Source organism: Micromonospora sp. WMMD882 (assembly GCF_027497255.1).
Taxonomy (GTDB): Bacteria; Actinomycetota; Actinomycetes; order Mycobacteriales; family Micromonosporaceae; genus Micromonospora.
Map to the genome: position 1 here is coordinate 803,269 of NZ_CP114903.1, position 19,696 is coordinate 822,964.

Annotated in this window: 16 protein-coding genes; 6 read left to right on the forward strand and 10 right to left on the reverse strand. The window is 74.1% G+C overall.

Annotation, left to right across the window (positions count from 1 at the left end; all coding sequences use genetic code 11):
• Positions 1 to 11 precede the first annotated feature (11 nt).
• The 10 genes from O7606_RS03160 to aroB form a co-directional block, all read right to left on the reverse strand.
• On the reverse strand, positions 12 to 734 hold the full coding sequence (locus O7606_RS03160) for an HAD family hydrolase (RefSeq protein WP_281597471.1): 723 nt from the start codon (positions 732 to 734) through the stop codon (positions 12 to 14).
• Complete coding sequence (locus O7606_RS03165) at positions 731 to 1,828, reverse strand: sugar phosphate nucleotidyltransferase (protein ID WP_281597472.1); 1,098 nt, start codon at positions 1,826 to 1,828, stop codon at positions 731 to 733. Before O7606_RS03165 ends, O7606_RS03160 begins: the two co-directional genes overlap by 4 nt.
• A complete protein-coding gene (locus tag O7606_RS03170) occupies positions 1,825 to 2,802 on the reverse strand; it encodes a sugar phosphate isomerase/epimerase (RefSeq protein WP_281597473.1) in 978 nt (325 codons plus the stop codon). Before O7606_RS03170 ends, O7606_RS03165 begins: the two co-directional genes overlap by 4 nt.
• Positions 2,799 to 3,770 carry a BadF/BadG/BcrA/BcrD ATPase family protein gene (locus O7606_RS03175; protein WP_281597474.1) on the reverse strand — a complete coding sequence of 324 codons (972 nt, stop codon included), beginning with the start codon at positions 3,768 to 3,770 and terminating at the stop codon, positions 2,799 to 2,801. Before O7606_RS03175 ends, O7606_RS03170 begins: the two co-directional genes overlap by 4 nt.
• Positions 3,767 to 4,798 (reverse strand): alcohol dehydrogenase catalytic domain-containing protein, encoded by a 1,032-nt coding sequence (locus O7606_RS03180; protein ID WP_281597475.1) that lies wholly within the window; start codon positions 4,796 to 4,798, stop codon positions 3,767 to 3,769. The genes O7606_RS03175 and O7606_RS03180 overlap by 4 nt, the downstream gene beginning before the upstream one ends.
• The gene (locus O7606_RS03185; RefSeq protein ID WP_281597476.1) at positions 4,795 to 6,063 is read right to left on the reverse strand and encodes an aminotransferase class III-fold pyridoxal phosphate-dependent enzyme; all 1,269 of its coding nucleotides are present in this window, start codon (positions 6,061 to 6,063) and stop codon (positions 4,795 to 4,797) included. The genes O7606_RS03180 and O7606_RS03185 overlap by 4 nt, the downstream gene beginning before the upstream one ends.
• Positions 6,056 to 7,501 (reverse strand): trehalose-6-phosphate synthase, encoded by a 1,446-nt coding sequence (locus O7606_RS03190; RefSeq protein WP_281597477.1) that lies wholly within the window; start codon positions 7,499 to 7,501, stop codon positions 6,056 to 6,058. The genes O7606_RS03185 and O7606_RS03190 overlap by 8 nt, the downstream gene beginning before the upstream one ends.
• 60 nt (positions 7,502 to 7,561) lie before the next feature.
• Positions 7,562 to 8,473 carry a sugar nucleotide-binding protein gene (locus O7606_RS03195; protein WP_281597478.1) on the reverse strand — a complete coding sequence of 304 codons (912 nt, stop codon included), beginning with the start codon at positions 8,471 to 8,473 and terminating at the stop codon, positions 7,562 to 7,564.
• Positions 8,470 to 9,705: an MFS transporter gene (locus O7606_RS03200; RefSeq protein ID WP_281597479.1), complete on the reverse strand. Its 1,236-nt coding sequence runs from the start codon at positions 9,703 to 9,705 to the stop codon at positions 8,470 to 8,472. The genes O7606_RS03195 and O7606_RS03200 overlap by 4 nt, the downstream gene beginning before the upstream one ends.
• 85 nt (positions 9,706 to 9,790) lie before the next feature.
• Positions 9,791 to 10,840: a 3-dehydroquinate synthase gene (gene aroB / locus O7606_RS03205; RefSeq protein WP_281597480.1), complete on the reverse strand. Its 1,050-nt coding sequence runs from the start codon at positions 10,838 to 10,840 to the stop codon at positions 9,791 to 9,793.
• A gap of 523 nt (positions 10,841 to 11,363) precedes the next feature.
• On the opposite strand from aroB, the gene O7606_RS03210 reads away from it, so the two are divergent.
• The 6 genes from O7606_RS03210 (at position 11,364) to O7606_RS03235 (ending at position 19,684) form a co-directional block, all read left to right on the forward strand.
• Positions 11,364 to 12,323 carry a helix-turn-helix domain-containing protein gene (locus O7606_RS03210; RefSeq protein WP_281597481.1) on the forward strand — a complete coding sequence of 320 codons (960 nt, stop codon included), beginning with the start codon at positions 11,364 to 11,366 and terminating at the stop codon, positions 12,321 to 12,323.
• Between the two features lie 988 nt (positions 12,324 to 13,311).
• Positions 13,312 to 14,298, forward strand: a complete 987-nt coding sequence (locus O7606_RS03215; RefSeq protein ID WP_281597482.1) for a helix-turn-helix domain-containing protein — start codon at positions 13,312 to 13,314, stop codon at positions 14,296 to 14,298.
• Between the two features lie 72 nt (positions 14,299 to 14,370).
• On the forward strand, positions 14,371 to 17,127 hold the full coding sequence (locus O7606_RS03220; protein ID WP_281597483.1) for a LuxR family transcriptional regulator: 2,757 nt from the start codon (positions 14,371 to 14,373) through the stop codon (positions 17,125 to 17,127).
• A 118-nt stretch (positions 17,128 to 17,245) separates the two neighbouring features.
• A complete protein-coding gene (locus O7606_RS03225) occupies positions 17,246 to 18,061 on the forward strand; it encodes an alpha/beta hydrolase (protein ID WP_281597484.1) in 816 nt (271 codons plus the stop codon).
• Positions 18,058 to 18,894, forward strand: a complete 837-nt coding sequence (locus tag O7606_RS03230; protein WP_281597485.1) for an alpha/beta hydrolase — start codon at positions 18,058 to 18,060, stop codon at positions 18,892 to 18,894. The genes O7606_RS03225 and O7606_RS03230 overlap by 4 nt, the downstream gene beginning before the upstream one ends.
• On the forward strand, positions 18,887 to 19,684 hold the full coding sequence (locus tag O7606_RS03235) for an alpha/beta hydrolase (protein ID WP_281597486.1): 798 nt from the start codon (positions 18,887 to 18,889) through the stop codon (positions 19,682 to 19,684). Before O7606_RS03230 ends, O7606_RS03235 begins: the two co-directional genes overlap by 8 nt.
• Positions 19,685 to 19,696: the final 12 nt, after the last annotated feature.

Consider the following 19,696-nt stretch of genomic DNA (forward strand, 5'->3'; position numbering starts at 1 on the left):
ACGCGGCCCCGTCACCGGTCCGCGGCGGTCAGCGCCAGGACGGCGCGCAGGCCCCGGGGGCGGTCGGGCCGTCGGGGCGTGGGCAGGAGGTAGACGGCCATCCCGAGCCGGGCCGCCGCGCCGTCCTTGACCGGGTCGTCGCCGACGAACAGCGTCCGCCCCGGTGGCACGCCCAGCTCCGCGCACGCCCGCTCGAACAGCTCGGGCTCCGGCTTGACCGCGCCCTGCTCGCAGGAGAGCGCGTACGAGCCGATCAGCTTCCCGACGCCGATCCGGTCGAAGGTCGGCCGGACGTCCCAGCCGATGTTGCTCACCACCCCCAGCCGCAGGCCCGCGCCGTGCAGTCCGGTCAGCACCTCGACGGTGTCCGGGTAGGCGGGCCACGACCCCGGGTCGGTCAGGCAGGCGTACGCGGACTCGGCCAGCGTCTCCGGGGCGACGCCGGGCTGGAAACCGTCGGCGGCGGAGGTCATCAGCCGGGTCCACACCGCGTGGTGCTGCCGCGCCGACCGGTCGCAGCCCTCCCGCGCGGCCAGCCCCTCCGGGGAGTCCACGGTGGCCAGCAGCGTCTCGATGAGCCGCCCGGCCCGTGCCTCGTCCAGCTCGACGCCCCGGGCCGCCGCCTGCGCGCGTACCCCGGCGGGCGTCAGCACCGCGCCGTCGTCGCACAGCGTGCCGGAGAAGTCGAACAGCACGGCGTCGAACCGCCGCGCGGCGCCGTCGGTGGTGGTCATGACAGCTCCGCCAGCCCGCGCCGGTCGGCGGCGAGGGTCTCGCCGGCCAGGACGATGCTGTCGCTCACCGTCACGCCGTCGGGCACCGTCGCGCCGGGCAGCACCACCGACCGCAGCACCGTGGCGCCCGGCTCGATGCGGGCGCCGGGATGCAGCACGCTCCGCGCGACGACCGCCCCGGCCGGGATCTCCGCCCCGACCAGGCTGTCGATATCGGACCGGTAGCGCGGCGCGGCGGCGGCGAGCGTACGTGGCAGCAGCTCCGGGTCCATCGGCAGTTCCAGCAGCTTGAGCTGCTCGGAGTGGTAGCGGTCGACGGTGCCGATGTCGGCCCAGTAGCCGGGGATCGGGAACGCCGACACCAGTCGGCCCTGCGCGATCATCCGGGGCACCACGTCCCGGCTGATGTCGTGCTGCCAGCCGTCGTCGCCGAGGGCGACCAGCTCGGCCAGGACCTCCCGCAGGGCGTCCACCCGGAACAGGCAGAACGCCGTGAAGACCAGGTCGGACGTCGGCTCCGGCGGTTTCTCGACCAGCCGGCGGACCCGCAGGTCGTCGTCCACGTCGACCATCCCGAACAGTTTCACGTACCGCCGTTCGATGCGCTGCACGCCGATGGTGCAGTCGGCGCCGGACGCCCGGTGCGCCGCCACCATCGGCGCGTAGTCCAGCAGGTAGACGTGGTCGGCGTGCTGCACCAGCAGGTCACGCGCCCCGGGCGCGAAGATCCACTCCGCGTTGGTCGACAACGCGTCCGCCGTGCCCCGTTCGGCGGGACGCTCGGGCAGCGACCCGCCCGGCGCGGGCGGACCCGCCGACCGCAGCAGCTCGTCGTTCGGGCCGAAGTGGAGCCGGGTGCCCGGCCGGTCGTCCCAGTGCGCCATCAGGTGCCGCACCAGGTCGCCCTCCCGGTGCAGCGACATCAGCACCAGCTCGGGCACCCCGGAGCGCACCGCGTTGGCCACGCTGAAGTCCACCAGCCGGCAGGACGCCGCGTACGGCACGAGCGGTTTGCAGGCCCGCGCGGTGAGGGGCCCCATCCGCTCGCCCAGACCGCCGGCCAGCAGCGCGGCGCGTACCCCGTCGAGGCTCACCACGTCCTCCCCTGCGGACTCGACGAGGGCAGCAGCCGGCGCAGCAGCGCCACCGAGTTCGTCACCCCCTGGGTCGTCGGCAGCAGGGCGTCCTCGTGTTCCACGTACACCACTCCCCGGTAGTTCTCGTCCAGCAGCGCCGCGACGATCGCCGGCCAGGGCAGCTCGCCCGAGCCCAACGCCCGGAACCGGATCGCCGGCCCCGGCCCGTACCGTGACCAGCCCGGCCCGCCCGGGTCCGTCGACCGCCGCCAGGTCTGAAGATCCTTGGCGTGTACGGCGGCCAGGTCGTCGCCCCAGCCGCGTACCGCGTCGACCGGGTCGTGCCCGACCGCGGCCAGGTTCGCCGGGTCGACGCACAACCCCACCCCGGCCGCCGCCGCCAGCAGCGCCCGCGCGCTGGCCGGGTCGTAGGCGACCTGCTTGGGGTGGGGTTCGACCAGGACGCGCACCCCCAGCCCGGCGGCCAGCCGCAGCACCGGCTCGGCGGCCCGCGCCCACGCGGCGACGTTGTCCTGCCAGCTCACCTCGCTGCCCCACCAGGACAACCAGCGGCCCAGGTCCGGCACGCCCAGCATCAGCCGGGCCGAGGGCACGCCCAGCCCGGCGGCCAGCCGGACGGTGCCCAGCGCCGCCCGCAGCCCGTACGCCCGTTTCTCGTCGGCCGGGCCGGCGAGCACCGGGTCGGTGTGCGGGCCGTGCGGGCCGAGCAGGAGTTGGGTGTCGCGGCTGTTGCTGACGCACCCGACGGTCACCCCGGCCGCCCTCGTCGCGGCCAGCAGCTCCCGGTGGTGGGCGGGGTCGTCCAGCCGCTCGGCGTCGACCAGGCCGAACGTGCTGTCCGCCGGCAGGTCGACGACGTCGACCCCGACCCGGCCGGCGGCGGCCAACGCCCCGGTCAGGCCGGCCGGGGCGAACGCCGCCAGACACAGACCCAGCCGGACCGGCCCCGTCCACTGCTGCGCGGTCGTCACCGCCCACCTCCCAACGGTCGGACCCACACCCACCGGTCGGCCAGGGCCGCCGGGACGCGGTCGCCGACGTCCCGCAGCGCCCGCAGGACGACGTCGACCGGGTCGTCGACGACCGCCGGGTCGCCGTCCGCGCCCAACTCGTCGACGAGTCGTCGACGCAGCACGTCGGCGAACTCGGGGCAGCCCCGGAACACCCCGCCGGCCAGCGTCGCCGACCAGTCCCCGTCCAGCCCGGCCCGGTCCCGCGCCGCCCGAACCCCGTCGACCAGGTGGTCGAGGGCGCCGCGGACCACCGCCCCGGCGACCGCGTCGCCGTCGAGCCAGCAGCGGGTGACCGCCGCCGCCAACGCGGCCACCGCCGCCTTGGGGAACGGCTGCCCGGCCAGGGCGCGGGCCAGGTCCTGCACGGTGCCGCCGCCGGCCCCGGTCAGGGCCGCGGTGAGGGCCGTCGGCGCGCCCCGGCCGTCGCTGGCCCGCACGGCGGCCCGCAGGCCGTCCAGGCCGATCGCGAAGGCGCTGCCCTCGTCGCTGCCGAGGTACTCGCATCCGCCCACGGACAGCGGGGCGGCGGCCCCGTCGCCGGCCAGGAAAGCCGTCCCCGTGCCGCACACCACGGCCACCCCCCGCCCACCCAGCGGACGGGCCACCAGCAGCGGAAGGACGTCCCGGGAGACGACCAGCTCGCCGGTCAGCCCGGCGGCCCGGGCGAGCCCGGCCAGGTGGTCCACCACGGCACGTGGCGCGTCGGCGTCCAGGGTAGCCGTCGCCAGCCAGCCCCGGGTCGGCTGGCCGCCGGTCCGCTCGGCGATCGTCCTGAACAGCCCGAGCAGGTCGGCGTCGGCGGCGGGCGCGCCCACCGAGGCCGGGTTCACCGACCCGACCGACCAGCGGTTACCGTCGTCCAGCAGGGCTTTCGTCGCGGTGCCGCCCGCGTCGACGGCCCAGAGCCTCGTCGTACGAGATGTCATCGTGCGCCTCCCGAAGGTGGCGGCCGGTCGGGCCAGACCACCGTCTTGCCGAGCCGACGCCCGGCGGCCTGCTCCCGCAGCACGTCCGCCAGGTCGGTGAGCGGAATCTCGTTCGTGATCATGCGTTCCACCGGGAGCGTGGCCGGGTCGGGCCCGGTCAGCAGCCCGACGGCCGCCGCGAAGTCCTGCGGAGCGGTGCCGTAGCTGCCCCCCACCCGTACCGGCTTGCCCTGCCAGCAGGTGGCGACGGCGGCCTCGGCCCGACGGACCGTGTCCAGGTCGCAGTCCAGGCCGGGCAGCCGGTCGCCGGGCGCGGTGCCGCCGTACAGCAGCGCCAGCCCGCCGGGCCGGACCACCCGCAGGGCGTGCGCCAGCACCTCGGGGAGCACGAAGCTCGTCGCCACCACGGCCAGGTCCACGTCGTCCGACGGCAGGTCGGTCAGCGCGCCCACCGGCACGTCGAGGACCCGGCGTCGCCGCAGGAACGTGGTGCGGTCGGCGCTGCGGTTGCCGAGCGCCACCTCGGCGCCCTGCGCGTGGGCCGCCCCGGCGATGAGCACGCCGGCCGTCCCCGCGCCGAGCACGGCGACCCGCAGGGATCCCAGGCCCCGGCCGAGGTGCCCGGTCGCCGCCCGCAGGCAGTGCGCCGCGCACGCCAGCGGCTCGGCGAAGACCAGCCGTCTCGGGTCGCCGTCCGCCGGCACCACCGGCAGGGCCGCGACCAGCAGGTCCGCCGGCCCGGCCGCCCACATGGCGGTGGCGAAACCGGTGCCCCGGTCCACCGGGACGTTCGGGTCCAGGCCGACCCGCCGGCCCGGCGGGAGGGCGGCGAGCGTGGACTCCTCCACCACGCCGACGATCTCGTGCCCGAACTGGCTGGGCCCGTGCCGCTCGCCGGCGACCTCCTTGAGGTCCGACCGGCACAACCCGACGAGCTCGACGCGTACGCGCACCGCGTGCTCGCCGGGCGGCCGGCGCGGCGGGTCGGTCGTCAGCCGGGGGCCGTCGGCCGCCAGGACGCACCTCACGGCACGTCGTCCAGCGCCTCGCCGAACCGGTCGGCGACGAGGTGCGCGTCCGCCGGGGAGAGGATCAGCGGCGGACGCAGCTCGATGACGTTGCCCAGGCCGTGCTCGGAGACCCGGGTGATGACGCCCCGCCGGTGCAGCGCGCGCTGGAACGCCTGCGCCCTGCCGACGCCCCGGCTGCCGTCCGGCTCGACCAGCTCCACGCCGAGCATCAGCCCGACCCCGCGCACGTCACCGATCACGGGATGGTCCCCCTGGAGGGCCCGCAGCCGGTCCAGCAGCACCGCGCCGCTGGCCCGTACGTTCTCCAGGAAGCCGGGACGCTGCACGATCTCCAGGGTCTTCGCGGCGGCGGCGGCGGCCAGCGTGTGCCCGCCGAAGGTGAAACCGTGCAGGCTGCGGTCCCAGTCCGCCATCCGTTCCTCGGTGAGGATCGCGGCGAGCGAGAGCCCGCTGCCGGTGAGCCCCTTCGCGACGGTCATCATGTGCGGCTGCACGCCGAAGTGGTCGGCGGCGAACATCTGCCCGGTACGGCCGAACGCGGTCTGGATCTCGTCGAAGATCAGCACGATCCCGCGGGCGTCGCAGAACGCCCGCAGCTCGTCGAGGTAGCCGTCCGGCGGCACCACGTTCCCGCCCACCCCGCTGATCGGCTCGATGATCAGGCAGGCCACGCTGCCGGAGCTGGCGTAGTCGATGAAGTCGTCGATGCGCTGCACGCACCAGAACCCGCACGAGTCCGGGTGCTGGCGGTAGAAGCACCGGAAGCAGTACGGCTCCGGCACCCGCACCCCGCCGGCCAGCGCGTACGGGAACGGCGCGCGCATCCGGCTGGTGCCGTTGAGGCTGGTGGCGGCCACCGTCTGACCCAGGTGGCCACGGAACGGCACGATCACGTCCCGCCGCCCGGTCAGGTGCTGGGCGATCTTGATGGCGCCCTCGTTGGCGGTGGAGCCGCCCGAGCTGCGCAGGTTGACCCGGGTCAGGTTGGGCGGGCTGATCCTGACCAGCTCCTGCATGACCTCGTTGGTGGCCTCGGTCTGGAACGACGAGCTGGCGAAGATCAACCGTTCGCTCTGCTCCCGGACCGCCGCCACGATCTCCGGATGCTGGTAGCCGAGCAGCAGGTTGAAGGTGCCGGAGACACAGTCGAGGTACTCGCGGCCGGCGCTGTCCCAGGCGCGCAGACCCTCCCCGCCGACCAGCACCGCGTCGCCGAGCTGGTACTGCGCCACCTGTCCGGGGCCGCCGGGCAGCTCACTCATGCCGGTCCCGGTGGTCGTCGTCCAGCCCCGCCAACTGCGCGCGTACCCAGGTCTCCACCGTCCACGGCTCGGCGACCTCCCGGCGTCGGCGCGCGGCGTCGGCGCGTTCCCCGGCGGACGCGGTCAGGCCGGCCACGATCGCCTCGGCCTGCTCCACCACGTCGAACGGGTTGACCACCCGGCACACCGGACCGAGGACCTCGGCGGCCCCGCAGCTCTCCGACAGGATCACGTCGGCGTCGCGGGTGTTGACCAGCGGCGTCTCGAAGGCGGTGAGGTTCTGCCCGTCGACCGTGGAGTTGATCATTACCAGGTCGGCCCGGCGCAGACAGCCGATGCTGTGGTCCACGTCGTTGTCGCAGTGGGTACGCACCACCTCCGCGCCCAGCTCGGCGTTGACCTTGGCGACCGCCGCCTCCACCCGACGCACGTAGTCGGCGTTCGCCGCCACGTACAACCGGTTGGGGTTCATCCGCACCAGCATCCGGGCCCCGCGCAGCCGCTCGTCGGAGCGCACCGCCAGGTGGAACGCCTGCACCGCGCGCTCCGCGTTCTTCATCGGATCGGTACGTCCGCTGTGCACCACCAGCGGCGCGTCCCCGACCCACTCCGCGACCCCCTCGGGCAGCCGGGGCCGGCGGCCCCGCAGGGCCAGCGGGCTGTAGCCCAGCGGCATCGTCCGGACGTGGCAGCGCCGGCCCCGCCAGCGGACCACCCCGGACTCCCGGTCGACGGTGGCGTCGGGCACCAGGTCGGCCACGCAGTCCAGGAAGTTGCGGGTCCACCGGTCGGCGAAGAAACCGATCGTGGTGGAGGCCAGCATGCCTTCCAGCAGCGTCGTCCGCGCGGGCCGGGGCAGCACCCGCCAGTAGTCGGCCGACGGCCAGGGGATGTGCACGAACAGCAGGACCGGCGCGTCCGGCCGCTGCTCGCGCAGCCGCGCCGGCACGCCGATCAGTTGGTAGTCGTGCACCAGGTAGACCGGCTCGTCGACCCCGGCGGAGGCGGTGAGCAGCGCGTCGGCGAAGTCCCGGGTGAACTCCTCGAACCGCTCGAACGCGTCGTACGTCCGCGCGTCGAAGGTCGGCGTGGTCCATCTGTCCCAGCCGTAGTTGTTCGCCGCCCACAGCAGCTCGGCGGTGAGGAAGTCCTGCACCACCGTGAACGTCTCGCGGTCGTGCCGCAGCAGCCGCACCTGGATCTCCCGCCCGGACGGCAGCGTCATCGGCAGGCCGTCCGGGTTCTCGGCGGCGGCGCGGTGGTCGTCGTCGGAGTCCGCGCTGGCGATCCAGGAGACGTGCAGCACGCCCGCCTGCTCGGCCACGACGTTGCCGGTGCCGCCGGGCGCGAGCCAGGAGCGCAGCGCCCCGGTCTCCGGGTCCGGGGCGTACGTCACGGCAGCCCGCTTGCTGGCCAGGAACAGATGCTGTTCGGTCACCGTGGTCTCCTCCTGTCTCGATCAGCTCGATCCGTCTCGATCAGCGCGGGGCCGTCCCGGTCAGCTCGGTGGCGGCCCCGCCTCAATCAACCGGGTGGTGGCGGTGAGCACGTCCACCGGCCGCAGGCCCCGCAACTCGGGAAGGTCACCGGCCCGCTCACTGTGCAGACACGCGTTGCGCGGGCGGCACGCGTACCGGGTGTCGCGCCGGGGGACCGGCCGGAGCAGCCCCGGGTCGGCGTCGACGCGCTCGGCGACGTGTCGGGCCCAGGCGAGCCTGCTCAGCCGCCGGGGCCCGCCGAGATGCACGACCCCGGTGTGCGGGGAGTCGAGCAGCGCCGTCGTCCAGGCGGCCACGTCGTCCACCAGGACGGGGGTGTTCCAGTGGTCGTCCGGCACCGGCACCGGACGACCCGCGCGCAGCAGCTCCACGCAGGTGGTGAAGAAGTTGGGCCGCAGGCCGGCGGAGTCCCAGCCGTAGACCAGGCTCACCCGCAACGCCAACGCGTCCGCGCGGTCGCGCAGCAGCTCCCGCTCGGCGGCGAGCTTCGCCCGGCCGTACACGTTGGCCGGCTCGGTGGGCTCGGACTCCCCGCACGAGTCCCGGCGGCCCGGGAAGACGTTGTCCGTCGAGATCATCACCACCCGGCGACCGGCCAGGACCTCGGCGAGGTGCCGGGCGCTGCCCAGGTGGGCGGCCATGGCCTGCGCCGCGTTCTCCTCGCACCAGGTGATGTCCGAGGGACCGTGCACGGTCACCACCGCGTCCGGCCGTACGGCGTCTACCAGCTCACGTACCTGGTCCCGGTCCACCACGTCGACCGGTGACCAGTCGAGCTGCCGGGTCTCCGGCGTCGACGGGCGACGCCGCGAGCTGATGGTGACGGCGTGCCCGAGGGCGCGCAGCCGCTGCCCGACGTGGCCGGCGATGAAGCCCGACCCCATGATCAGCACCCGTGGTCGACCGCTCACCCCGTCCGTCCCCCTCCGCCGTCGCCCTGCCCCGGTTCGGCCGCCCGCGCCCCGCTGAGGGCGGGCGACTCCGCGCCGCCCGGCCCGCCGGCCGGGGCCGACAGCATCCGGGTGACCTGCGCGCCGACCACCAGCACCGCGCCGCCGAGCGCCACCAGCGTCAATGCCGTCCGCAGGCCCAACCCGCCGGCGAGCACGCCCACCAGCGGGGGACTGGACAGGAAACCCGCGTACCCGACGATCGTGACCACCGAGATCGCGGTGGCCCGCCGCTGCGGGCCGGCGGCCCGACCGGCCGCGCTGAGCAGGGTCGGCAGGACGGGCGCGATGCCGAGACCGGAGATCCCGAACCCGAGCAGCGACCACCACGGGCTCCACGCCGCCGCGCCGACCGCCAGCCCCACCCCGCCCAACGCGCCACCCAGCATCAACAGCCGACGCTCGCTGACCCGGTCGCCGTGGCGTTGCGCGATCATCCGGCCGATCGCCAGACCCGCCATGTACGTGGCCGGCGCGAGACTGGCCACCAGGGGACCCACCCCGAGCCGCTGCTCCAGGTGGATCGCGCCCCACTGCTCGACCGCGTTCTCCATCAGCAGCGCGGTCGCGCCGATCGCACCGACCAGCAGCAACGGGGCGAGCAGCCGACGCGGGCGGGCGCCGGCGGGCGCGGCGGCCGGCTCCTGCCAGCCGCGCCGGTCCACCACCAGCGCCGCGCTGACCGCCACCACCGCCGCGATCAGGAGCAGGACCGCCTCGGTGGGGACGCCCACCTGACGGGCCAGCCCGACCGCGGGGGCGGCGGCCAGCATCGCCACCGGCGTGGCGGCGTGCACCCGGTTGAACAGCCGGCGGCCGTCGCGCGCCTCGTAGGCGGCCGTGGTCGCGTTCAGCGCCACCTCGATCGCGCCGCTGGACCCGCCGACCAGGAACAACGCGACGACGAACGCCTGGTACGACGACGCGACCGCCGTCGACGCGACGGCCAGCGCGAACACCACCGTCACCAGCGGCAGGGTGTGCTGCCGCAGCCGCCGGGCGAGCCGCCCGGTGAGGAGCATGGCCGGCACCGCCCCCACCGGGATCGCGAACAACGCGAAGCCGAGCTGCTGGTCGCTCAGCGCGAGATCCGCCTTCATGCCGGGAATCAGGGCAGCCCAGCCACCCCAGAAGACCCCCCAACTGGCGGCTACGGCCAGTAGCCCGTCGGCCGAAGCCACGCCACGTTTCACCACTGTTCTCCTTGCATTGATCATTTTCTGTTCACGGGCGACCGGCAGGACGCCCGGACGCCCGGCGCGTCGGCGGCGCGGAAACCTACGCCGCCGTCCGCTGCCGGTGGGCGCCGTCGCCGCGGTGCGTCACCGCCGCGTGGATCTCCCGGTCCGACACGTCGTCGGCGATCACCGTCTCACCCAGACCGACCGGAAGCACGAACCGGAGCCGCCCGTCGCGGATCTTGCGGATCTGACCCAGCGCGGCGACCGTACGGGCCGGATCGACCCGGGCCGGCAACGTGTCCAACGTGGTGGGCAGACCGACCGTGGCCAGCAGGCCGGTGATCCGCTGTCGGGTGCGGGCGTCGAGCAGGCCGCGCGCCTCGGCGATGCGGGCGGCGCAGGCGGTGCCGAACGCGACGGCCTCTCCGTGCAGCACCGGACCGTAGCCGGTGACCGTCTCCACGGCGTGCCCGACGGTGTGGCCGAGGTTGAGTGGGCGACGCAGGTCCTCCTCGTACGGGTCCTTCGCGACCAGCCGGCACTTGATCGCGCTCGCCGCCCGGACGAGCGTCATCGTGGCGGCGACGTCGGCGGACAGGATCGCCGGATGCCGCTGCTCGATCAGCGCGAACAGATCCGGGGACGCGATGATGCCCTTCTTGATCGCCTCGGCCAGCCCGGCCCGGAGTTGACGCTTGTCGAGCGTGCTCAGGTAACCGACGTTGGAGACGACAGCCTTCGGCTGGTGAAAGGAGCCGATCAGATTCTTCGCGGTCGAGTGGTCGACGGCGACCTTGCCGCCCAGAGCCGCGTCCACCTGGGCCAGCAGAGTGGTAGGCACATTGATGTAGGGCAGTCCCCGCATGTATGCGCTGGCCACCCAGCCGACGGTGTCGATGACCACGCCGCCGCCCACGCCGAGCACGATGTCCCGGCGGGTCAGCTCGGTGCCGGCGAGCCAGTCCCACAGGTCGGCGGCGGTGCGCAGACTTTTGTTTTCCTCACCCGATTCGAAAGCTCTGAGCGTTACCGGAACCCCTTCCCGCGCCAACTTCTCGGCGAGTCGGTTGGCGTGCAGCGCCACCACGGTGTCGTCGGTTATCAGCGCGACCCGCCGGCCGTCGATGTCCTCGCACAGGCGTCGCACCAGAGCCGATTCGTCCTGGCACACGGAAACGCGATAAACGTCCGTACGGCGCACCGAAGTGCTGATCTCGTCGTCTGACTCCTGCGGCAACGCGACCCGTTCCGACACCCGAACGTACCCGAGCATGTGTCACCCCCGGTGATTGCGCACGGCTCGAAAGTGAAAGCCAATCGAACCTGACGCGTGATCTGCTCTCCACGTCACAAGGAACGTTCCTGCTAACGACAACCTGTCGCTCAGTCTAGAGGCCGCCGGACAACCCGCAACTCGACCGAATCACCACCCGGCTCCGACCATATCGCCGGCTCAAGGTCAGAGTCAAAGCACAACTTAATTGATCTCCGTTGTTGCTGGTGAAGGGCGTGACGAACGGACGGGATCAAGGAAAATCCGGCTTCGGCGCCTGTCGTCCGACGCGTTCCGCCGGCCGGCGGCGGCGCCGCGGTCGCCCCGCCGACGGCAGCCGACGCCCTCGGCGGGACGGTGCATACTGGAGCGTCGTTCCACTCCCGGAGGCGAGACCATGGGGTACGTCCTCGACACGTCGGACATCCCCGCGCCCGACCGCGTGGAGGCCGTGCACACGGCGATGATGCACGCGTCCGCCCCCTGCCACGTGCTGCACGAGAATCCCGACGGTGGCATCCACGCCCGGATGGAGGTGTGGGACCTCGGCAACGCCAACATCTTCACCCACCGGTCCTCCGGCATCCGGTTGCTGCGCACGGCGAAACTGGCCCGGCAGGACGGCATGCCGGTGATCGCCCTGTCGGTGCAGCAGCGCGCCGACGGGCGGATCGAGCAGCGGGCCCGGCAGCGGGTCGTGCCACCGGGCGAACTGCTCGTGGTGGACCTGTCCGGGGCGTACGACTTCTCCTGGTCGGGCGACGGGGCCGCCGGCTGCCTGCAGATCCCGTACGACCAGCTCGGTCTCCCGCTCGACCTGGTGCGTCGGGCCGCGTTCGAGGTGGCCGCCAGCCCGCTGTACCCGATGGTCACGGCACACATCGCACAGCTCAGCCGGCGAGCGGCCGGCATCGCCACCGACGCGGCCTCGGCGACGGTGGCGGCGGCCAGCATCGACCTGGCCCGGGCGTTGCTGGTCTCGGCGGCCCGCTCCGGGCGGCACCGACAGGTGCGCGCCGAGACGTTGTTGACCCGCGTCCGGGCCTTCGTCCGGATGCGGCTGGCCGACCCGGATCTCACCCCGGCGGCGATCGCCACGGCACACGGCATCTCGCTGCGGCAGCTCTACAAGGTGTGCGCCGAAGCGAACCTCAGCATCGAACAGTGGATCATCAGCGAGCGACTGCACCGGGTACGGCACGAGCTCACCCAGCCGGACCGGCAGCACGTGCCGATCGGCGTGATCGCCCTCCGCTGGGGCTTCCGCGACCCCACCCACTTCACCCGCCGCTTCAAGGCCCGGTACGGCATGACGCCGAGCCAGTGGCGGCGCGCGTCGGCCGCCGCCCGCGCCTGACCGGCACGCCGGCACCCGCTCCACCACCCCACCCGACCACCCCCACCACCCTCACCCACCCGCTGGCCTGTCCCCCTCCGGCTGTGGTGCCCTGCGTCCAGCCTGCCTGCCTCCGGGGGCGTGCCCTGCCTCCGGCGGCGTGCCCTGCCTTCTGCGGGCCTGCGTCCGGCCGGCGTGCCCTGCGTCCGGCTGACTCCGTCCGGCTGGCTCCGGTCCGGCGGGTCAGCGGGTCAGCGGGTCAGCGGGAGTATCGCAAGCGAGCCACTGTCGAGCTGCCCCGTCTGTGCTACCGGCCCGTCCGCCGCCACTGGCCCCGCGGTTTCCACCCCGGACGTCTCCTGGTTTCGGCATCCGTGCCGACAGTCCCACTCCGGCAGGCTGGGCCGATGCCGGCGACCAGCTCCGGCAGGGCCGCGACCACCTGCACCGGCAGTCCCCACTGCGGCGACGATCTCGGCTCCGGTGCTTGGGCCGGTGTGCGGTGCCCCGTATCCGGGGCAGCTCGACAGTCCGGGTAGGACCTTGTCTGCTCCTCCGGAGGCGGTGGTCACCGCCTGGTGGTGCGCTTGCGCGCTCAGGTCCGGGGAGGCGATCGGTCGGGTGCCCCATATCTGGGGCAGCTCGACAGGCTGTGCGGAGCACTACCTGTTCCCGGGCCGCCGCCGCCGGCGCCGCGGGCACGACCCTTGACCGGTGCCCTCCCGGCGCGCGCCGAGGCGGCGGTGCCGCGCACAGCGCCGAGGCGGCCGTGCCGGCGCGCAGCGACAGCCGAGCGCCTGCGCAGCGAGAGGCGGCCACGCCGGGCCCGGGTGCGGCGAGGACAGGCCCACGCGTGCGCCGGGGCCCACCGCGCGCGTGCAGCGAGGGCCGACAACCCTGCGCGTACGGCCGATCCGGCGGCTCGCTTTCCCGTTACGGTACGGCGCGGACCCGCTCGGGGCAGCGGGATCCGCTGGGCACAGGGGTGCCCGACGATGGGGGAGGGGCCGTGCTCGTACTCGACACGCGGTCGCTGCCGGCCGGGGAACGCGCCGAGGCGTTCCAGAGCACGGTCAGCGCCAACTGTTCCTCCAGTATGGCGTCGTTCGAGGACCCCGACGCCATCCAGGCGCGGATGACGGTCTTCGACTTCGGGCCGGCGAAGGTGTTCAACATCGACGCCTCGGGGACCACGCTGCGGCGTACCCCGAAGATGTCCCGGGCGGAGACCGAGACGTCCGTCGTCCTGGCGCTGCCGATGCGGACCGACAACCACATCGCCTGGGCCCGCGAGGAGCGCCAGTTCGGGCCGCGTGACCTGCTCCTGGTCGACCTGTCCGTGCCGTACGTCTACGGCTGGAAGGGACGGGGGGCCTCCTACGCCCTGCACGTCGACGTGGACGACCTCGACCTGCCCCGCGACATGATCCATTCGGCGGCCCGGGAGCTGCGCGGCAGCCCGCTCTACGATCTGGTGCGCGACCATGTGGCCCGGGTGACGGCCGACGCGGACACCCTGGCCCACCGCCCGGGCGCGGCGGAGCTGGGCGCGGCCTCGGTCGACCTGATGCGGGCGCTTGTGGTTTCCGCCGCCGGCGCGGACCGTCGGCTGCGGGACGCCCTGCACTCCTCGACGCAGGCGCGGGTCCGCGCGTACGTCCGTCACCACCTGCGGGATCCGGACCTGACCCCGGAGCGCATCGCCGCCGCCAACGCCATCTCCGTACGGACCCTCTACAAGTTGTACGAGGAGTCGGGGCAGAGTCTGGAACAGTCGATCATCGAGCAGCGGTTGCGGGGCGCCCGCGCCGACCTGACCGCCGACCGACCCCGGCACACCTCCATCGCGGCGGTGGCCCGGGCCTGGGGTTTCGCCAACCCCAGCTTCTTCACCCAGCGGTTCCGGGCCGCCTTCGGCGTGACCCCGCGCCAACTGGCGACCGCGCGCCCGCGCCAACCGGAGGCTGCGCGCAGGCGACAGAACCGCGCGTCCTGAGAACACTTCTCCCGCCGTCGTTCTGCGACAGTTCTCGCCGTACGACGGGTGGTCCGCGTCGGAGGTGGGTCGATGCTGGCGCAGAAGGTGGGCGACGGAGCTGTGGTGCTGCGCGGCCGGGACCGGGAGTTGGCGGCGGTCACCGACCTGCTGGCCGCCGCCCGCGCCGCGCGCGGGGCGGCGCTGGTGGTGCGCGGCCATGCCGGGATCGGCAAGACGACGCTGCTCGACGCGGCCCGCCGGGCCGCGACCGACGCCGGCATGCTGGTCCTGGAGACGAACGGCGCCGAGGCCGAGACGGCGTTGCCGTTCGCCGGCCTGCACCAGCTTCTCGCGCCGCTGCGGGGCAATCTCGACGCCCTGACGCCCCGGCTGCGGCGCACCCTGCGGGGCGCGTTCGGTGAGGACGACGTCCGCCCGGACCTGTTCAGCGTCGGGTTGGCGGTGCTGGAGCTGCTGGGCGACACGGCGTCCCGCACGCCGCTGCTCGTCGTCGCCGAGGACGCGCACTGGCTGGACCCGGAGACCCGTGACGTGCTCGTGTTCGTGGCCCGCCGGCTGACGGTGGAGCCGATCGCCGCGCTGATGTCCGTCCGCGCCCAGCACACCGACGTGCTGGTCCGGACCGGTCTGACGCAGCTCGACCTCGGCGAGCTCGACGACGAGGCGGCGCGGCGGGTGCTGGGCGACCACGCGCCGGCGCTGCCGGCGGGCCTGCGGGACCGGATCCTCACGGAGGCGGCGGGCAATCCGCTCGCCCTGGTGGAGCTGCCCCGGTTGCTCACCGCCGGTGGCGTCGGCCTGCCGGACCTGCTGCCCCTCAACGAACGGCTGGAGTCGGCGTTCACCGACCGGTTCGCGCAGTTGCCGGCGGCCACCCGGGCGGTGCTGGCGGTGTTCTCCGCCGACACCGGGTGCCCGCTGTCGACGCTGTTGACGATCGCCGGGGTGCTGACCCGCACGGAGGTCGCCACGGACGCCATTCAACCGGCCATCGACGCGGGCCTGCTGGAGATCCGGGCGCAGCGGCTGTGGTTCCGGCATCCGCTGGTGCGTTCGGCGGTGTACCGGTCGGTCGGCGACATCGCCCGGCTCACCATCCACGCGCTGCTCGCCGAGGCTCTCACCGGTGATCCGGACCGGCGGGCCTGGCACCGCAGCGCCGCGACGCTCGGCGCTGACGAGGACGTCAGCGCCGAGCTTGAGGCGGCGGCCGGGCGGGCCCTGGACCGGGGCGCGCTCGGTGTCGCCGTCGCCGGTCTCGACCGGGCCGCCGACCTGACCGGCGACCCGGACCGCCGGTCGTCGATGCTGTTGCGGGCGGCCGACCTCGCCGCGCAGTCGCACGACCGGCGGGTCGCCGCGCACCTGGTCGCCAGGGTCGACCCGACCCGGGGCGACGCCGTCGACCGGGGCCGGCTCGCCCTGGTCCGCGACATCGTGGACGCCGGCGACGTGCGTGACACCGCCCGCATCGACGCGCTCTGCGACCTCGCCGTGGCGGCCCACGCCGCCGGTGACACCGGCCTGGCCGCGACGTTGTGCTGGCGGGCGGCGTCCCGCCGCTGGTGGGCCTGCCTGCCGGCGCACGTCGGCGGTCGGGTCACCGCGGCGCTCGACGCGCTCGGGCTGGCCGCCGACGATCCGCGTGCCCTGGCGATCGGCGCGTACGCCCAGCCGGACGTCTGCGGGCCGGAGGCGCTGCGGCGGCTGCCCACCATCGTCCCGGACCGGGCCGACGTCGACGGCATGCGTTACCTGGGCAGCGCCGCGCTGGTCCTCGGTGACTTCGTCACCGCGTCGTCGTTGCTGGCCACCGTGGCCGCCGCGTACCGGTCCGAGGGGCGGGCCGCGTTGTTGGCCCGTACGCTCTCCTCCGCCGGCTTCGTCCGCCTGTGGCTGGGACACTGGCCGGAGGTGCGGGCCGACACCGAGGAGGCCGAGCGGCTGGCGGAGGAGACCGGCGAACGCTTCTGGGTGGTGGCCGCCCGGGCCAGTCGCGCCCTGCACGAGGCGATGAGCGGCAACAGCGACGCCGCCGTCCGGCTCGCCGACGCCGTGCTGGCCAGCCCGCTGGTCACCGGGGTGCGGTTCGCCGCCGAGGCCGCCCAGCACGCCCGGGGTGTCGCCGCCAACGCCGCCGGACGGCACGACGAGGCCCTGGAGATCCTGCTGCGGCTGTTCGACCCGGCGGACCCCACCCACCACCTGGACATGGCCGGCTGGGCGCTACCGGATCTCGCCGACGCCGCCGTCCGCGCCGGCCGGCAGCCGGAGGTCGCGGACATCGTGCGGCGGGCCGGGGAGCGGGCCGCGCGGCTGCCGTCGCCGATGCTGCGGCGTTCGCTCGGGTACGCCGCCGCGGTGCTGGCCGCCGACGGGGAGGCCGGGCCGGCGTTCGCGCGGGCGTACGCGACGGACCTCGCCGACTGGCCCGTGCACCGGGCCCGGCTGGATCTGGCGTACGGCACCTGGTTGCGCCGCCGGAAACGGATCCTGGAGTCCCGGGCCCCGTTGCGGGCCGCCCGGGACGGCTTCGACGCGCTCGGCGCGCACGCGTGGGGGCGGCTGGCCCGGGAGGAGTTGCGCGCCACCGGCGAGGAGAGCGCCGGACGGGCGGTGAGCTCGGGGGAGCGGCTGAGCGCGCAGGAGCTCCAGACGGCGATGCTCGCGGCGGCCGGGCTGAGCAACCGCGAGATCGGCCAACGGCTGTTCCTGTCGCACCGTACGGTCAGCTCCCACCTGTACCGGATCTATCCGAAGCTCGGCATCAGCGGCCGGGCCCAGTTGCGCGCCGCGTTGGACGCCCTGGCCGGCGACCCCGGTTGACGTGGTCGGTGAACGTCGCCGGGTGACGCAGTCGGGCGGGACAGTCAACGTACGGATTCGTCGTCGGGTCGGGTCGCGGCACAGTCGTCGGCACACCCTCTGCGAACGGAGCGCACGAATGAACACCTCCCGGAGAACCCTGATCGCCGGTTCGGCCGCGGTCGCGGCCGGCGCCCTCCTCGGGCCGGCGCAGGCCGCGGCGATCCCCCCGCCGCCCCCGTACCGCGCGAGCGGGCCGACGATCGTGCTGGTGCACGGCGCGTTCGCTGACGCTTCCGGCTGGACCGAGGTGGTCCGCATCCTGCAACGCGACGGCCACCGGGTCATCGCCCCCGCGAACCCGCTGCGCAGCGTGAGCGCCGATTCGGCGTACCTGGCGAGCGTGCTGACCACCGTGGACGGTCCGCTGGTCCTGGTCGGCCACTCGTACGGCGGCATGGTCATCACCAACGCCGCCGTCGGCAACCCCCGCGTCAAGTCCCTGGTGTACGTGGCGGCGTTCGCGCCGGAGCAGGGCGAGACGGTCCAGGAGCTGCAACTGAAGTACCCGGGCAGCAAGCTCGGCGAGGCGGCGCTGGACTTCCGCCCGTACCCGACCGCGGACGGCGCGGGCAGTGTGGACGGCTACGTCAAGCCGGAGGCGTTCCGGGAGGTCTTCGCGGCCGACCTGCCCCGGGCCACCACCGACGTGATGGCCGCCACCCAGCGGCCCGGCGACGTGCACACCCTCGGGGAGCCGTCCGGCCCGCCGGCCTGGCGCAGCGTCCCCTCCTGGTACCTGGTGGCCCGGCAGGACAACCTGATCCCCGCCGACGCGCAGCGGTTCATGGCCCGCCGTGCCGGGGCGCAGACCCGGGAGGTCGACGCCTCGCACGTCGCCATGATCTCCCAGCCCCGGGTGACCGCCGACGTGATCCGGAGGGCTGCCCGGTGAGCCACGTGACCACCGCCGACGGGACGCGGATCTTCTACAAGGACTGGGGCGTGGGTCGCCCGGTGCTGCTGTCGCACGGCTGGCCGCTGAGCTCGGACAGTTGGGAGGCCCAGCAACTGTTCCTCGCCGAACACGGCTACCGGGTGGTCGCCCACGACCGCCGGGGCCACGGGCGGTCCACCCAGACCTGGCACGGCAACGAGATGGACACCTACGCCGACGACCTGGCGGCCCTGCTGGACCATCTGGACCTGCGCGAGGTGACCCTGGTCGGCTTCTCCACCGGCGGTGGCGAGGTGGCCCGCTACATCGGCCGGCACGGTACGGCCCGGGTCGCCCAGCTCGTGCTGGTGTCCGCGGTGCCGCCGTTCATGTTGCGCACCGACGACAACCCGGGTGGCGTGCCGGTCGAGGTGTTCGACGGGATCCGGGCCGGCTCGCTGGCCGACCGCTCGCAGCTCTACCACGACCTGGCCGACGGCCCGTTCTTCGGCAACAACCGGCCGGGCGGGCACGTCTCCCCGGGCGTGCGGGAGGCGTTCTGGCGGCAGGGTCTCCAGGCCGGGCACCGTAACGCGTACGAGTGCGTGGCGGCGTTCTCCGCCACCGACTTCCGGCCGGACCTGGACGCGGTGGACGTGCCGACCCTGGTCGTTCACGGCGACGACGACCAGATCGTGCCCTACGCTGTGGGTGGCCAGGCTTCCGCCGCGCGGATCAAGAACGCCCGGCTGATCACCTACCCGGGGGCCCCGCACGGCATCACCGACACCCACAAGGGTCAGCTCGGCGACGACCTGCTCGCGTTCCTGAAGGAGTACGACAATGGGTAGGACCATCGTGCTGGTGCACGGCCTGTGGGTGACTCCGCGGAGCTGGGAGCACTGGGTGCCGTACTACGAGGCCCGGGGCCACACCGTGCTGACTCCGGCCTACCCGGGTTTCGAGATCGAGGTGGAGGCGCTGCGCGCCGACCCCGACACGATCGCGAAGCTCACCGTGCCGGAGACGGTCGCCCACCTGGAGAAGGTCATCGGCGCGCTGCCCGAGAAGCCGATCATCATGGGGCACTCCTTCGGCGGCACCCTCACCCAGCTCCTGCTGGACCGGGGGCACGGCGCGGCCGGCGTGGTGATCAACTCGGCCCCGCCGGAGGGCATCCGGGTGAACCCGCCCTCGCAGATCAAGTCGCTGTTCCCGATCCTCAACAATCCGGCCAAGCGGCACCAGGCCGCCGGGTTCACCCCCGAGCAGTGGCACTACGCCTTCACGAACACGCTGTCCGAGGAGGACTCGCGGGCCGCCTACGACCGGTACGCGATCCCCGCGCCGGGAAGCTGGGTGTGGGCGTACGGGCTGCTGGCCAACTTCACCCCGGGCCGGCAGGAGACCTGGGTCGACTTCCACAACGAGAGTCGCGCCCCGCTGCTGTTCCTGGCCGGCGGCGCGGACCACATCATGCCGCCGTCGGTGAACAAGTCCAACGCCCGGCACTACAAGGCGGCCGGCACGGTCACCGACTACCGCGAGTTCCCGGGGCGGTCCCACTGGACGTGCGCCGAGCCCGGCTGGGAGCAGATCGCCGACGCCGCGCTCGACTGGGCGTTGCGGCACGCCCGCTGAGCCGGCGGCTAC

Bases quoted from the DNA above. Each gene is read 5' to 3' on its own strand.
- O7606_RS03160 (WP_281597471.1), bottom strand. From the start codon at position 734: ATGACCACCACCGACGGCGCCGCGCGGCGGTTCGACGCCGTGCTGTTC.
- O7606_RS03175 (WP_281597474.1), bottom strand. From the start codon at position 3,770: ATGACATCTCGTACGACGAGGCTCTGGGCCGTCGACGCGGGCGGCACC.
- O7606_RS03185 (WP_281597476.1), bottom strand. From the start codon at position 6,063: ATGAGTGAGCTGCCCGGCGGCCCCGGACAGGTGGCGCAGTACCAGCTC.
- O7606_RS03210 (WP_281597481.1), top strand. From the start codon at position 11,364: ATGGGGTACGTCCTCGACACGTCGGACATCCCCGCGCCCGACCGCGTG.
- O7606_RS03220 (WP_281597483.1), top strand. From the start codon at position 14,371: ATGCTGGCGCAGAAGGTGGGCGACGGAGCTGTGGTGCTGCGCGGCCGG.
- O7606_RS03225 (WP_281597484.1), top strand. From the start codon at position 17,246: ATGAACACCTCCCGGAGAACCCTGATCGCCGGTTCGGCCGCGGTCGCG.
- O7606_RS03235 (WP_281597486.1), top strand. From the start codon at position 18,887: ATGGGTAGGACCATCGTGCTGGTGCACGGCCTGTGGGTGACTCCGCGG.